The sequence below is a fragment of the Kitasatospora brasiliensis genome, from assembly GCF_032654805.1.
Classification (GTDB): Bacteria; Actinomycetota; Actinomycetes; order Streptomycetales; family Streptomycetaceae; genus Kitasatospora; species Kitasatospora brasiliensis.
On record NZ_JAUOOW010000003.1, the window covers coordinates 850,515 to 864,217 of the forward strand.

12 protein-coding genes are annotated in these 13,703 nt (G+C 73.5%); 2 read left to right on the plus strand and 10 right to left on the minus strand.

The window, feature by feature from the left end; genetic code table 11:
• Window positions 1-176: 176 nt before the first annotated feature.
• From fabG to QWJ13_RS15880, 3 genes are all read right to left on the minus strand, one after another.
• Window positions 177-935 carry a 3-oxoacyl-ACP reductase FabG gene (gene fabG, locus QWJ13_RS15870; protein ID WP_316525042.1) on the minus strand — a complete coding sequence of 253 codons (759 nt, stop codon included), beginning with the start codon at window positions 933-935 and terminating at the stop codon, window positions 177-179.
• 43 nt (window positions 936-978) lie between these two features.
• On the minus strand, window positions 979-2,178 hold the full coding sequence (locus tag QWJ13_RS15875) for a thiolase family protein (RefSeq protein ID WP_316525044.1): 1,200 nt from the start codon (window positions 2,176-2,178) through the stop codon (window positions 979-981).
• Window positions 2,179-2,243: 65 nt separating this feature from the next.
• Window positions 2,244-3,407, minus strand: a complete 1,164-nt coding sequence (locus tag QWJ13_RS15880) for an acyl-CoA dehydrogenase family protein (RefSeq protein ID WP_316525047.1) — start codon at window positions 3,405-3,407, stop codon at window positions 2,244-2,246.
• 170 nt (window positions 3,408-3,577) lie between these two features.
• Here QWJ13_RS15880 and QWJ13_RS15885 point away from each other — a divergent pair, with 170 nt between their 5' ends.
• Window positions 3,578-4,258 (plus strand): TetR/AcrR family transcriptional regulator, encoded by a 681-nt coding sequence (locus tag QWJ13_RS15885; protein ID WP_316525051.1) that lies wholly within the window; start codon window positions 3,578-3,580, stop codon window positions 4,256-4,258.
• 150 nt (window positions 4,259-4,408) lie between these two features.
• On the opposite strand, the gene QWJ13_RS15890 is transcribed toward QWJ13_RS15885, so the two are convergent.
• The 7 genes from QWJ13_RS15890 to QWJ13_RS15920 form a co-directional block, all read right to left on the minus strand.
• Window positions 4,409-5,836, minus strand: coding sequence for a sugar porter family MFS transporter (locus tag QWJ13_RS15890; protein ID WP_432277531.1), 1,428 nt, complete (start codon window positions 5,834-5,836; stop codon window positions 4,409-4,411).
• Window positions 5,837-5,991: 155 nt separating this feature from the next.
• Complete coding sequence (gene egtD / locus QWJ13_RS15895; RefSeq protein ID WP_316525055.1) at window positions 5,992-6,963, minus strand: L-histidine N(alpha)-methyltransferase; 972 nt, start codon at window positions 6,961-6,963, stop codon at window positions 5,992-5,994.
• Window positions 6,964-7,008: 45 nt separating this feature from the next.
• Window positions 7,009-7,758, minus strand: a complete 750-nt coding sequence (gene egtC / locus QWJ13_RS15900) for an ergothioneine biosynthesis protein EgtC (protein WP_316525056.1) — start codon at window positions 7,756-7,758, stop codon at window positions 7,009-7,011.
• Window positions 7,758-9,158, minus strand: coding sequence for an ergothioneine biosynthesis protein EgtB (egtB, locus tag QWJ13_RS15905; RefSeq protein WP_316525058.1), 1,401 nt, complete (start codon window positions 9,156-9,158; stop codon window positions 7,758-7,760). The genes egtC and egtB overlap by 1 nt, the downstream gene beginning before the upstream one ends.
• Window positions 9,155-10,459 (minus strand): ergothioneine biosynthesis glutamate--cysteine ligase EgtA, encoded by a 1,305-nt coding sequence (gene egtA, locus QWJ13_RS15910; RefSeq protein ID WP_316525219.1) that lies wholly within the window; start codon window positions 10,457-10,459, stop codon window positions 9,155-9,157. The genes egtB and egtA overlap by 4 nt, the downstream gene beginning before the upstream one ends.
• Before the next feature lie 281 nt (window positions 10,460-10,740).
• Complete coding sequence (locus tag QWJ13_RS15915) at window positions 10,741-11,976, minus strand: MalY/PatB family protein (RefSeq protein WP_316525059.1); 1,236 nt, start codon at window positions 11,974-11,976, stop codon at window positions 10,741-10,743.
• On the minus strand, window positions 11,973-12,521 hold the full coding sequence (locus QWJ13_RS15920) for an SRPBCC family protein (RefSeq protein ID WP_316525061.1): 549 nt from the start codon (window positions 12,519-12,521) through the stop codon (window positions 11,973-11,975). The genes QWJ13_RS15915 and QWJ13_RS15920 overlap by 4 nt, the downstream gene beginning before the upstream one ends.
• Before the next feature lie 255 nt (window positions 12,522-12,776).
• On the opposite strand from QWJ13_RS15920, the gene QWJ13_RS15925 reads away from it, so the two are divergent.
• Complete coding sequence (locus QWJ13_RS15925) at window positions 12,777-13,583, plus strand: SAM-dependent methyltransferase (RefSeq protein ID WP_316525063.1); 807 nt, start codon at window positions 12,777-12,779, stop codon at window positions 13,581-13,583.
• The last annotated feature ends 120 nt before the right edge of the window (window positions 13,584-13,703 follow it).

Below are 13,703 nucleotides of genomic sequence, written 5' to 3' on the forward strand. Positions count from 1 at the left end.
CGGTCGGGTCGGTGCGGCCATCCCATCGATAGCTACATGATCATGCCATAGTCATTTGGAGGGGTCATATGATCAAGGGCATGGTCATGCTCGGCCACGCGAAAAGGTAAAGGCCGCCCCAGGGGAAGGTAACCTCCCACCCGGGACGGCCGGGTGACGCTTCGTCAGGCCTGCCCCTAGCGAGCCCCGCCGTTGACGTACAGGGTCTGACCGCTGACGTACGAGGCGTCCTCGCTGGCCAGGAAGGCGACCACCGAGGCGATCTCCTCCGGCTGTCCGACCCGGCGCAGCGGAGTCCGGGCGGAGACCTCGGCCTGGTGCTCCTCGGCGCTGCTGCCCACCCGCTCGGCGGTGGCGGCGGTCATCGCGGTGGCGATGTACCCGGGCGCGACGGCGTTGACGTTGACGTTGAACGGGCCGAGCTCGATCGCCAGGGTCGCGGTGAGGCCCTGGATGCCGGCCTTGGCGGCGGCGTAGTTGGCCTGGCCCCGGTTGCCGAGGGCGGAGCGCGAGCTGAGCGAGACGATCTTCCCGTACTTCTGCGCCACCATGTACTTCTGGGCGACGTGGCAGCAGTTGTACGCGCTGGTCAGGTTGACCGTCAGCACCGCGTCCCAGTCGGACTTGGGCATCTTGAAGAACAGGTTGTCCCGGGTGATCCCGGCGTTGTTGACCAGGACGTGCACCCCGCCCAGGTCCGTCGCGACCTGCGCGAACACCGCCTCCACGGCGTCGTAGTCGGCCACGTCGCAGCCGTACGCCCGGGCGGTGCCGCCCTTGGCGGTGATCTCGGCGACCGTCCCGGCCGCGCGCTCGGCCGTGAGGTCGACCACGGCGACCGCCGCGCCCTCCTCGGCCAGTCGGCGGGCGGTGGCCGCCCCGATGCCCTGCGCCGCGCCGGTCACGACCGCGACCTTCCCAGCGAACCGCGTCATGTGAACTCCTCGGAAGATTGGATCAAGAGGTGGGTGGGAGGTGTCAGACGTTCTCGACCAGCACGGCCGTACCCTGCCCCACGCCCACGCACATGGTGGCCAGGCCGCGCCGGGCGCCGGTCCGGCGCATCCGGTGCAGCAGGGTGGTGAGGATGCGGGCGCCGGAGCCGCCCAGCGGGTGGCCGAGCGCGATCGCCCCGCCGCTGGGGTTGACCACCTCCTCGGCCTGCTCCGGGTCGAAGCCGATGCCGTCGGCGGAGGCGAGCGCCTGTGCGGCGAAGGCCTCGTTCAGCTCGGCGGTGTCCAGGTCGGCGAGCGACCAGCCGGCCCGCGTGAGCACCTTCGCCGTCGCCGGGACCGGGCCGATGCCCATCACGTCCGGGTGCACCCCGGCCGAGGCGCCGGCCACGTACCGGCCGAGCGGCTGGAGCCCGAGGTCACGCAGCGCCTCCTCGCTGACCAGGGCCAGTCCGGCCGCGCCGTCGTTCATCGGCGAGGCGTTCCCGGCGGTCACCGTGCCCCCGGGGCGGAACACCGGCTTGAGCCCGGCGAGCTTGGCCAGGCTGCTGTCCTCGCGGATGCCCTCGTCCTGGCTCACCGTCACTCCGTCCGGCCGCTCGACCGGGATCAGCTCGGCGTCGAAGTGCCCGTCCTTGCGCGCGGCGCCGGCCCGCTGGTGGCTGCGCAGCGCGAAGGCGTCCTGGCGCTCCCGGCCGATGCCGTAGCGAGTGGCGACCTCCTCGGCGGTCTCGCCCATGCTGAGCACGCCGTGCAGTTCGGCCATCCGCGGGTTGGTGAGCCGCCAGCCGAGCCGGGTGTCGAAGGTCTCCATCCGGTGCGGCAGCGCCTCGTCGGGGCGGGGGAGGACGAAGGGGGCGCGGGTCATCGACTCGCAGCCCCCGGCCAGCACCACGTCCGCCTCGCCGGAGCCGATGGCCCGCGCGGCGAGGGTGACGGCCTCCAGGCCGGAGGCGCAGAGCCGGTTGACGGTGGCACCCGGTACGGTCTCCGGCAGGCCGGCCAGCAGGACGGCCATCCGGGCGGCGTTGCGGTTGTCCTCGCCGGCCTGGTTGGCGGCGCCCCAGTAGACGTCGTCGATCCGGGCCGGGTCGAGCGCGGGTACGTCGGCGAGCAGGGCGCGCAGCACGGTGGCCGAGAGGTCGTCAGGGCGGACCGTGGCGAGCGCACCGCGCAGCCGGCCGATGGGTGTGCGGCGGGCGGCGGCGAAGTAGACGGGACGCACGTCGTCGGGCTCCTTGTCGGGTGGCGGGGGTGCTCCGGAGGCGCTCGGGAGCGCCGGGGGGCGGGTCAGAAGGCGTTGACGCCGGTGAGGGCGCGTCCGATGAGCAGCTGGTGGATCTGGCTGGTGCCCTCGTAGAGGGTCATCACCCGCGCGTCGCGCAGGTACTTGCCCACCGGGTACTCGTCGATGAACCCGTAGCCGCCGAAGACCTGGAGCGCGTTGTTGGCGGCCCGGACGGCGGCCTCGCTGGCGTACAGCTTGGCGACGGAGGACTCGGTGGCGAACGGCAGGCCGCGCTCGATGTGGTCGGCGACCTTCCAGGTGAGCAGCCGGGCCGCCTCGACGTCCACGGCGATGCCGGCCAGCAGCTCCTGGACGAGCTGGTGCGAGGCGATCGGCTTGCCGAACTGCTCCCGCTCGCCGGCGTAGCGGACCGCGGCCTCCAGGCAGGCGCGGGCGATGCCGACGCAGCCGGCGGCCACCGACATCCGGCCCTTGGCCAGTGCGGCCATCGCCACCGTGAACCCCTTGCCGACCTCGCCGAGCCGGGTGCTGTCGGGCACCCGGACGTCCTCGAAGGAGAGCGCGGCGGTGGCCTGGCCGCGCAGGCCGAGCTTGCCGTGGATCTCGGTGCGGGTGAAGCCGGGCAGGTCGGTGGGGACCAGGAAGGCGGTGATGCCCCGGTGGCCCCGCTGTTCGGGCTCGCTGCCGCCGGTGCGGGCGAAGACCAGCGCGACGTCGGCCCAGGTGCCGTTGGTGATGAACGTCTTGGCGCCGCTGATCAGCCAGTCGTCGCCGTCCCGGACGGCCCGGGTGGTGAGGTTGGCGGCGTCCGATCCGGTGCCCGGCTCGGTCAGCGCGAAGCAGGCGAGCGCCTCGCCCGAGGTGAGCCGGGGCAGCCAGTGCCGCTTCTGCTCCTCGGTGCCGAAGCTGTTGACCGACTTGCCGACCAGCCCCAGCGAGACCGAGACGATCCCCCGCACGGCCGAGTCGCCGCGCCCGAGCTCCTCCAGGACGAGGCAGTACGCGAGGTGGTCGCCGCCGCTGCCGCCGTACTCCTCCGGGATGGTCAGCCCGAGGAAGCCGACCTTCGCCAGCTTGCCGACGATCGCGCGGTCGACGGACTCGGCGCGGTCCCACTCGGCGGCGTACGGCACGATCTCGCGGTCGGTGAAGGAGGCGGCGAGATCCCGGACGGCGCTCTGCTCCTCGGACAACTCCAGGTTCACGGTGGCTCCCGAATCCGGTGTCCAGGGCCCGGGCTGGGGCCGGACCCATTAAACTAGCGCTGCAAGTTTTATGGGGGGACTGTAGCCCCGCCGAGGCCGTGCTGGGAAGGGGCGCCTGCCAGAATCGGCCCCGACGCACTCGACCGGAGGAACCGGAGGCACCCGCCGCGATGGCCCGCCCACGCACCCCGCTGCTCAGCCGCGAGCGCATCGTCGCCGCCGCGCTGCGGCTGATCGACGACGAGGGGCTGGACGCCCTCTCCACCCGCCGCCTCGCCACCGAACTGTCGGTCAGCGGGCCCTCGCTCTACAACCACTTCGCCACCAAGGACGAGCTGCTGGACGCGGTGGTGGACAGCGTCATCGGCGAAGTCGACCTGTCGATGTTCTCGACCGACAGTGCCTCCGGGACCTCGGGGACCTCCGGGAGTGCAGGGGGCGTCGGGATCACTTGGCAGGAGGCGCTGCGCGACTGGGCCCGCTCCTACCGGGCCGCGCTGGCCGCCCACCCCAACATCGTCCCGGTGCTCGCCCAGGGCCCCGGGCGGCGGCCGAACGCGCTGCGCCTGGCCGACGCGGTCTTCGGCCACCTGGTCGAGTCCGGCTGGCCGCGCGGCCAGGCGACCCGGATCGGCGCGCTGATGCGCTACTTCGTCACCGGGTCGGCGCTCGCCTCCTTCGCGGCCGGCTTCCCGGCGGACGCCGAGGTCTACGACGCGGCCGACTACCCGCACCTGGGGGAGGCGCACCGGCTGGCCGGGCACCGGGGGACGGTCGACGAGGGCGCCTTCGAGACCGGGCTGGAGGCGCTGCTCGACGGGCTCGCCCTGCGCTACGCCCGGCTCGCCTGACGGCCCTGACCCGTCGGTACACCCAGCCGCGCGAACCGTCGCCCGGCGAGCGTCCGCCGCGCGGGCCCGGCTCCGCAGAAACGATTCGGCCCCTGCGCCGTTCGCGCCGACGGCGAGAACGGCGCAGGGGCCGAACGCCCGGCGGGCGGATCAGCCCATGTCCTCCAGCCGGACGCCCTTGGTCTCCTTCATGAACTTCGCCACGAAGAGGATGGACAGCGCCGCGAAGGCGGCGTAGATCAGGTACGTCGCCGAGAGGTTCCAGCGCGACATCGACGGGAACGAGACGGTGATCGCCCAGTTCGCGATCCACTGCGCGGAGGCGGCGACGGAGAGCGCGGCGGCGCGGATCCGGTTGGGGAACATCTCGCCGAGCATCACCCAGACGACCACGCCCCAGGACATCGCGAAGAACAGCACGAAGGCGTTGGCGGCGACCAGCGCGATGGTGCCCTGGAGGTCGGGCAGGGTCAGGTTGTCGCCGCTGCCGGTGGCCGAGGAGAAGGCCCAGCCGGCCGTGCCGAGCGCGACGGCCATGCCGGCCGAGCCGATCAGGGCGAGCGGCTTGCGGCCGATCCGGTCGACCAGCACGATGGCGATCACGGTGCCCAGGATGTTGATCACCGAGCCGACGAAGCTGATCATCAGCGAGTTGCTCTGGTCGATGCCGACCGACTGCCACAGGATCGACGAGTAGTAGAAGATCACGTTGATGCCGACCAGCTGCTGGAAGACCGACAGGCCGATGCCGACCCAGACGATCGGGAGCAGGCCGAAGCGGCCGCCGAGCAGGTCGCGGAAACGCGGGCGGTGGTCGGAGGCGATCAGGGCCCGGACCTCGGCGATCCGGGCGTCGGTGTCCACACCGTCCCCCTCGACCGCGGCGAGCACCTTGCGGGCCTCGTCCAGTCGCTCGGCCTGGATCAGGTAGCGCGGGGACTCGGGGATGACCGAGGCGAGCACGAAGTAGACCACGGCCGGGACGACGCAGATGCCGAGCATCCACTGCCAGGCCTCCAGGCCGAGCAGCTGGCCGCGGGTCTCGCCGCCGGCCGCCTGCGTCAGCAGCCAGTTGACCAGCTGGGATATCGCGATGCCGAGCACGATCGCGGCCTGCTGGAAGGAGGCCAGCCGACCCCGGTACCTGGTCGGGGCGACCTCGGCGATGTAGGTCGGGGCGATCACCGAGGCGATGCCGATGGCCGCGCCGCCGAGGACCCGCCACAGGGCGAGGTCCCAGGCGGAGAACGGCAGCATCGAGCCGACGGCGCTGACCGCGAACAGCAGCGCGCCCGCCTTCATGACCTTGATGCGGCCGTACCGGTCGGCGAACCGTCCCGCGAGCGCCGCGCCGATGGCCGAGCCCAGCAGGGCCGAGGAGACGATCAGGCCGGTCACGCCGCTGCCGACGCCGAACTTCTCCTGGATGCCCGAGACGGCGCCGTTGATCACGGAGCTGTCGTAGCCGAACAGGAAGCCGCCGAGGGCCGCTGCCGCGGTGATGAAGACGACGAAGCCGAGGCGGCCGGGCACGGGGGCCTCGACCGCCCCGGAGGGCTTCTGGGTGACGCTCACGATCTGACTCCTGGTACTCAACGCTGAGCTCGGTAGCCGCGATCGTAACCCCTATTCGTTCAAGCCTTGTACACCGGGAAGCTCAAGTTTTGCTCTGAGAATTCGTAAGGTGAACAAGCAAATTGAGCTGCCCTCGCCCGGCGCCCCGGATGCGGTGCTCAGGCCGGCGAGGCGAGCGAGAGCCCGAACCGGCCCTCGGGGTCGGTCCACCAGTGGCTCAGCCGCAGTCCGGCCGCGGCCAGCTCCCCGGCCACCCGCTCCCGGCGGAACTTCGCCGACACCTCGGTGCGCAGCTCCTCGCCCCGGGTGAAGTGCACCGGCAGGTCCAGGGCCGGGATCTTCACGGTCTGCTCGCGCAGCGAGCGCAGCCGCATCTCGATCCACTCCTGCTCGGCGTCCCAGCGCGCGACGTGCTGGAAGGCGTCCGGGTCGAAGTCGGCGCCCAGTTCGCGGTTGAGCACGTTGAGCACGTTCAGGTTGAACTCGGCGGTCACGCCGGCGGAGTCGTCGTAGGCGGCGACCAGCACCGCCGGGTCCTTGACCAGGTCGGTGCCGAGCAGCAGGAAGTCGCCCGGGTCCAGGGCGGCGCGCAGACCGCGCAGGAAGGCCGCGCGCTCCTCGGGCAGCAGGTTGCCGAGGGTGCCGCCGAGGAACGCGACCAGACGCGGCCCGCCCTCCGGGGGCAGGCCGAGCCGGGTGGTGAAGTCGGCGAGCACGCCGTGCACCCCGAGCCCGGGGTACTCGGCGGCGAGCGCCGCGCCGGCCGCGGTCAGCGCGCTCTCACTGACGTCCACCGGGACGTACGTCTCCAGGGTGCCGAGCGCGCGCAGCGCGTCCAGCAGCAGCCGGGTCTTCTCGGAGGAGCCGGAGCCCAGCTCGACCAGGGTCCGGGCGCCGGTGGCGGCGGCGATCTCGCCGGCCCGGGCGGTCAGGATGGCCCGCTCGGCGCGGGTCGGGTAGTACTCGGGCAGCCGGGTGATCTCCTCGAACAGCTCGCTGCCGCGCGCGTCGTAGAACCACTTCGGCGGCAGCCACTTGGGCGCGGAGGTCAGCCCCTGCTGCACGTCGCGGCGCAGCGCGGTGCTGAAGTGGTCGGCGGGCAGCAGTCGGACGAGATCGAAGGTGTCCATGACAGGGTGGTTCCTCTGTTCAGAAGGTGAAGGGAGAGTCGGGGGTCAGTCGCGGCCGGGAATTCGGTCCACGGTGATGCCGCGCGCGTCGACCAGCAGTAGCGAACCGTCCGGGACGGGCGTCCAGCCCGGCGCGTCGTCGTACGGCTCGGAGGCCACTACGGTGCCGAGGCCCGGCAGGGCGCGGTGGTACAGGGTGTCGCCCCAGGTGGTCGCGGCGATCGCGGCGCCGTCGGTGAGCAGCAGGTTGAGTCGCCCGGTGGTGTGCGCGGCGACGTCCGCGACGGTGCCCGCCAGCGCCTCGCCCAGTGCGGCGCCGGCCCGCAGCCGGTGCAGGGTGAGCGCCCACAGCAGCGCCGAGTCGGTGCGCGCCTCCAGCTCCAGCAGCTCGGCCGGGGGCAGCAGCGCGGCCAGGGCGTCCAGCTTGCCGGGCCAGCCGGCCACCGCGCCGTTGTGGCTGAACAGCCAGCGCTCGGCGGCGAACGGCGCGGCCGCGCCCTCGCCCGCCGCACAGCCCTCGGTGGCGGAGCGGACGGCGGCCAGCAGGGACCGGGTGCGGACCACCCGGGCGAGGTCGGCGAAGGTCTCGTCCGCCCAGATCGGCCCGGTCCGGCGGTAGCGGGCGGGCACCTCGTCCCCGTCCGCGTACCAGCCGAGGCCGAAGCCGTCCACGTTGACGGTGCCGTACTGCTGGACCCGGGGTGCCCAGGACTGCCGGTACAGCCCGCTCGGCGGGTGCACCAGCAGCTCCCGGGGTGCCACCGGCTCTCCCAGGTAGGCGATGTGACGGCACATCAGGCATCCTCCAGGCTGCGCGCGGTGCGGAAGCCGGCGAAGATCTGCCGTCGGACCGGGTAGTCCCAGTTGCGGAAGGTGCCCCGGCAGGCAACCGGCGCCACCGCGAAGCAGCCGCCGCGCAGCACCTTGTACTCGGGGCCGAAGAACACGTCCGAGTACTCCCGGTACGGCCAGGCCCGGAAGCCCGGGTAGGAGCGGAAGTCGCTGGCCGTCCACTCCCACACGTCGCCGATCAACTGCCGGACGCCGTAAGGGGACTGGCCCTTCGGGTAGCTGCCCGCCGGGGCCGGGCGCAGATGGCGCTGGCCGAGGTTGGCGTGCTCGGGGCCGGGGGGCCGGTCGCCCCAGGGGTAGCGGAGGGACCGGCCGGTGGCCGGGTCGTGCCGGGCCGCCTTCTCCCACTCCGCCTCGGTCGGCAGTCGCCGTCCGGCCCATCGGGCGTACGCGTCCGCCTCGTACCAACTGACGTGCAGCACCGGCTCGTTCGGTTCGACCGGGGCGAGCGTGCCGAAGTGGCGGCGGAGCCACTGGCCGTCCTGGTGGCGCCAGAAAAGCGGGGCGGTCAGGCCGGCCTGCCGTCGGTGCGCCCAGCCCTCCGGCGTCCACCAGCGCGGGTCGTCATAGCCGCCGTCCGCGATGAAGCGCTGGTAGGCGGCGTTGGTGACCGGGGTGGTGTCCAGCAGGAAGGCCGGAAGGTCGACGGTGTGGGCCGGGCGTTCGTTGTCCAGCGCCCACGGCTCGGTGTCCGTGCCCATGGTGAACGGGCCTGCGGGGATGAGGACTTCGGCGGGCAGCGTGGCCGCGTCGGCGGGCGCGGGCGGCGGTGGGGGAGCGGCCAGGGCCGGCTCGCCCTTGCGGAGCTGGTGGGTGATCAGCATCGTCTCGTCGTGCTGCTGCTCGTGCTGGGCGATCATGCCGAACGCGAACCCGGCCTCCAGCAGCGGCGCGCCCTCCAGCGGGCTGGCCGCCAGCAGGTCCAGCACCCGGCCGCGCACCTCGTGGGCGTAGGCGCGGGCCTCGGCGGGCGGCAGCAGCGGCAGGCTGGGGCGCTCGGCGCGGGGGTGCTGGAAGGCGTCGTACAGCGGGTCGATCTCGGGGTGCATCGGATCGCGGCCGCCGACGTTGCGCAGCAGCCAGAGCTCCTCCTGGTTGCCGATGTGCGCGAGGTCCCAGACCAGCGGGGACATCAGCGGGGAGTGCTGGGCGGTGAGGTCGCCGTCCTCGACGCAGTCGGTCAGCGCGGCGGTCCGGGCGCGGGCGGCCAGCAGCTCGGTGGCGATGCTCTCGCGCAGCGCCTCGGTGCCGAGGCCGTCCAGGGTGCCGAGGGCGCCGAGGACTCCGGCGGTGCGGTCCGTGCTGTCTGCCCCGGCATCCCCGTGGGGTCGGATGTCGGTCATGGTGCGGCCTCCTCCGGGGGAGTGCGTCGGGTGCCGGAGCGCAGGGCGTCCAGCTGGTCGTCGGCCGGGCAGCGGCCGCGCGCGGGGTAGCGCTCGGCGAACTCGGCGACGGTGGCGCGCAGTCGTCCGGCGCCGGGCAGGCGGCCCAGCGCCGCGTCGGCGGCGGCGAAGCAGGCGAGGGCGGCCCGGCGCAGCCCGGGGTCGGCCGTCGCCAGGGTGGCGGCGCGGCGCCAGGCGTCACTGCGCGGCGGGCGCGGAATGTTCGCTCCGGTCCGACCGGGGGGCTCCAAGGGCTCCAGCGCGGCCAGCGCGGCGTCGGCGGCCACCGGGTCGTCCAGCAGCGCGGTGACCAGCGCGGTCGGCACCACCCAGCCGTCCCCGGGCTGGGCGTCGATCATCCGCAGCTCCAGGTGGCCGCGCGGGCGCACCGGCGGGAAGAGGGTGGTGCTGTGGTAGTCCAAGTCGTCGAGCGTGGGCGGCCGTTCGCCCGCGCCGCGGATCCAGTCGCGGAAGGTCAGTCCGGGCTGCGCCGTCCAGGGCAGGCCCTCGGGGCGTCGTACGCACAGCACGTCGGCGTCCAGCACGTACTGGGCCCAGGCTTCGCGCGGGTCTCCGTGGTCGGGCTCCGGGGCTAGCGTTCGGGTCGGGTCCATCCGGGACCAGACGACCTGGCGGGTGGACCGGTGGCCGGTCGGACTGCCGTCCAGAATAGGGGAGTTGGCGAAGGCGGCGACGAGGACCGGGCCCAGCAGATGGGCCAGCCGCCAGCGGCGTCCGACCTCGTGGGGGCCGTCGGCTTCGCCGGCGTCCAGGCACACCTGCACCGACGCGGTACCGGTCATCATGATCCGGCCCCAGGGCCCGGCGGAGTCGAAGAAGCGCTCCATCGCGAGGTAGCGGGGGTGGTCCAGGACCATCCGTCGGGGGCGGGTCAGAGGGTCCGTCCCGGTGCCGGTGAGCCGCAGGCCCTGCGCCGCGAAGGCGGCCCGCAGGGCGGTCAGATCGCGTCGGGTTTCCTCGACGCAGGCCAGCAGGCCGGTGGCGGGCGGGGAGCTGAGCTCGACCTGTCCGCCGGGTTCGAGCGTGAGACGCGAACCGGAGGGGAGCGAGGTGCCGTCCGGGCCGCCCAGGGGCAGCGACTCCAGTGCGGCGTGGAGCAGTTCGGGCCGTACGGGCCGGGTGGGACATCGGTCGTCGTGGACGAACCATTCGACTTCCACCCCGACCAGGCGGGGCGGTCCGATCTTGAAACAGACGCCCGCGACGTGGCTGCGCGCCCCCGATTCGGTCAACGGGCTCACCCCCGGCGGGGGCGGGGGCGTGCTCTGCCGGTCGGGCGGAGTGATGTGGGACGTCGGTAACACCGGACTCACCATCCTCGGGATCACGATTTTGCGGCCCTCACGATTTGTGGCCCGGTCTACTTTGCCCAGTCTGCTACGGAGCATGCGGAGGTGCTCCGCAAAAATCGTGTGAACGTTCGTTTCCGCAGGTCGGGGGTGCGGCGAACGGGTGAACCGGGGGCGTTCCGGGCGGCCGACGGGCAGGCGCGGGCGCGGCTCCGGCCGGGCACATGCCGGGGTCACGGGCGCTCCAGGCGCTCCAGCCGCTCCAGGACGGTCGCCAGCACCGGGCTCGGCAGGGCGTAGTTCAGACGCAGCGAACCCCGGCCGCCCGGCCCGAACTCGGCGCCGTCGGAGGCCTCCAGGCCGCAGCGCTCCAGCAGGGTCCGACGGGCCTCGGCGGGCGGCAGACCGAGCGCGGCGGCGTCCAGCCAGAGCAGGTAGGAGGCCTGCGGGGCGGAGCGGACGGCGGGCCCGAGCCGGTCGGTGAGCCGGGTGCGGGCGGCGGCGAGGTGATCGAGCAGCGTGTCCAGCCAGGGGCCGCCCTCGCGCAGCGCCGCCTGCTGCACGGTCTGCTCCAGTAGGCCGCCCTCCCAGAGGCCGTAGCCGGCCAGGGCCTCGGCGAACCGGGCGCGCAGTCCAGGGTCCGGGACGAGCGCGAAACTGCTCGGAATGCCGGAGCAGTTGAAGGTCTTGCCGACGGAGTTAAGGGTGACGACGAGGTGCCGGTGCGCCGGGTCGGCGGTGGTGACGGCGACGGGGTGCGCATGCCCGGGGTGAGTGAGGTCGCCGTGCACCTCGTCCGAGACCAGCAGCGCGCCGCTCTCCGCCGCCCGGGCGGCGAGTGCGCGCACCGCGTCGGCCGGCCACACCCTGCCGGAGGGGTTGTGCGGGCTGCTCAGCAGCAGGGCGGTGGCGGGGCGGGGGAGCGGGCCGCTCGGCAGCCGGTAGCCGTCCGGGCCCAGGGGCAGCGGCAGTTCGCGGTACGGGAGGCCGGCCGCGCGGCAGAGCTGGGCGAAGCCGCCCCACTCGGGGGTGGGGAGGAGGACGGGGGCCTGCGGGCGGGCGGCGTCCGGGAGGACGCTCTCCAGCAGGACGCGCAGTGCGGTGCGGGGGCCGCAGGGCAGCAGCAGGATCCAGTCCGGGTCCACCGCGGCGTCGTGCCGGGTGCGATACCAGTCGGCCACCAGCGCCCGCCCGGCCGGGTCGCAGACCGTGTAGCCGTACGCGCGGTGGCGGGCGCGCCGTTCCAGCGCCTCGGCGATGGCGGGCGGACCGGGGAGGTCCATGTCGGCGAGGCCCATCGGGATCACCCCGAGGGCGGTGGCGCGGGCCCACTTGCTGCTGCCGGTGCCGGCGCGGTCGAAGGGGGCGTCGAAGCCGAAGTCGGGGTGGGGGGTGGAGGCCGGGGTGGGGCGGACAGATGACAGATTTCGAAATCTGTTATCTGTTCGCTGAAAGCTGTCGTCTGTCATCTGTTCGCTGTCACCCGCCGCCATCCGTCACCGCGCCCCGCCCCGACTTCCCCGCCTTGCTCCGCCAGGTACGCCGCGAGCCCCCGCCGCCCCCGGCGCATCATCACCGCGTGGTTGGCCCGGAACAGCGGGTGCAGCGGCAGGGAGAGCCGGCGCAGTAGGGGTTTGCCCGGTCGACTGTCCTCCTCGAACAGCACCCGGCTTCCCGCGCCACCCGCGCCACCCGCGCCACCCGCGCCGTCCGGCCCGTCCGGCCCGTCCGGCGTCACCGTGAACCGCGACCACCCGGCCAGGTCGCCCCGCATGGCCACCTCCAGCACCCCGGCGACCGGGTCGCGCCGGCTCGCCTCCAGGCCGATCACCAGGCGGTACGGCAGCAGCGCGCGCACCACCACGTCCCCGGAGTCCTCGCCTGTCGGCCGGACCTCGCGGATCTCCGGCCACCACAACGGATAGCTCCGTACGTCCTCAAGCGCCGCGTACACGGCGGGTGCCGGAGCCGCGAGCCGCCAGACGCCCCGGAATCGGTAGTGGTTGGGGTCCACGGGCCCACCCTAGTGGGGCCCGGCCGGCCCGAGGGGCGAACGCTGGTGGACGGTTGCCAGGTTGCCCCGCTGGTCCGCGACGCCGGCCCGGATCGGAGGTGAACGAACCGGAAACGCCCGCCCGCCGGGAAGGGCTCACTCCGCTTGCGGCCCTTCGGGGTGCGGGGGAGGCTCTTCTGTGCTTGTAGTCTCATCAGACACGGCAGCATCCCCAGGAGGCTGTAACCCCAGAATCGGAATGAAGGAGTCACGGTCATGCGGCGACCGAGCTGGGTTCCTGAAGGCATGGACCTGGACAAACCGAACGCCGCACGCGTCTACGACTACTACCTCGGCGGCTCCCACAACTTCGAGGTCGACCGGGAGATGGCCCGCAAGGCGATCGCCCTGTGGCCGGAACTGCCGCAGATCATGCGCTCCAACCGCGCCTTCCTGCGCCGCGCCGTGACGTTCCTCGCCGAGCGGGGCGTCACCCGCTTCGTGGACGTCGGCTCCGGCATCCCGACCTTCAGCCCGGTGCACGAGATCGCCCGGGCGATCCGCCCCGAGGCGAAGGTCGTCTACGTGGACCGCGACCCGGTCGCCGTCGCGCACAGCCGCCTGCTGCTGGAGAACGACCCGGACAGCGACGTCGTCCAGGCCGACCTGCGCGACGTCGTCGACCTGCTGGCCCGCCCCGAGGTCGCCCGGCTGCTGGCGGCCGGCGAGCCGGTGGCCGTGCTGCTGGTCGCCGTCGCGCACTTCGTCAGCGACGACGAGGACCCGTGGAAGCTGATCGGCATGATCCGCGACGCCCTCCCGCCCGGCAGCGCGCTGGTGCTCTCGCACGCCTCCCTGGAGGAGCGGCCGGACCAGGCCGAGGACCACCAGGAGCTCTACCGCAGGACGCCGACCCCGCTGACCATGCGCACCCACGAGCAGATCACCGCCATGTTCTCCGGCTTCGAGCTGGTCGAGCCGGGCGTGGTCCACCTGCCGCTGTGGCGCCCGGACCAGCCCGGTACGGTCGGCGAGCACCCCGAGCGGATCGCCGGGGTGGCGGGCGTGGGGATCCGCCCTTGAGCGGACGCGACGAACGAGGCGCCGACGGACGACGCGCCGACGGCCATACGCACCGTGCGGCGGCCGCCGTCGGCTTTGCCGTCGCACCTGCCGTCGGCGCGGTCGTCGCACCCGCCGTCG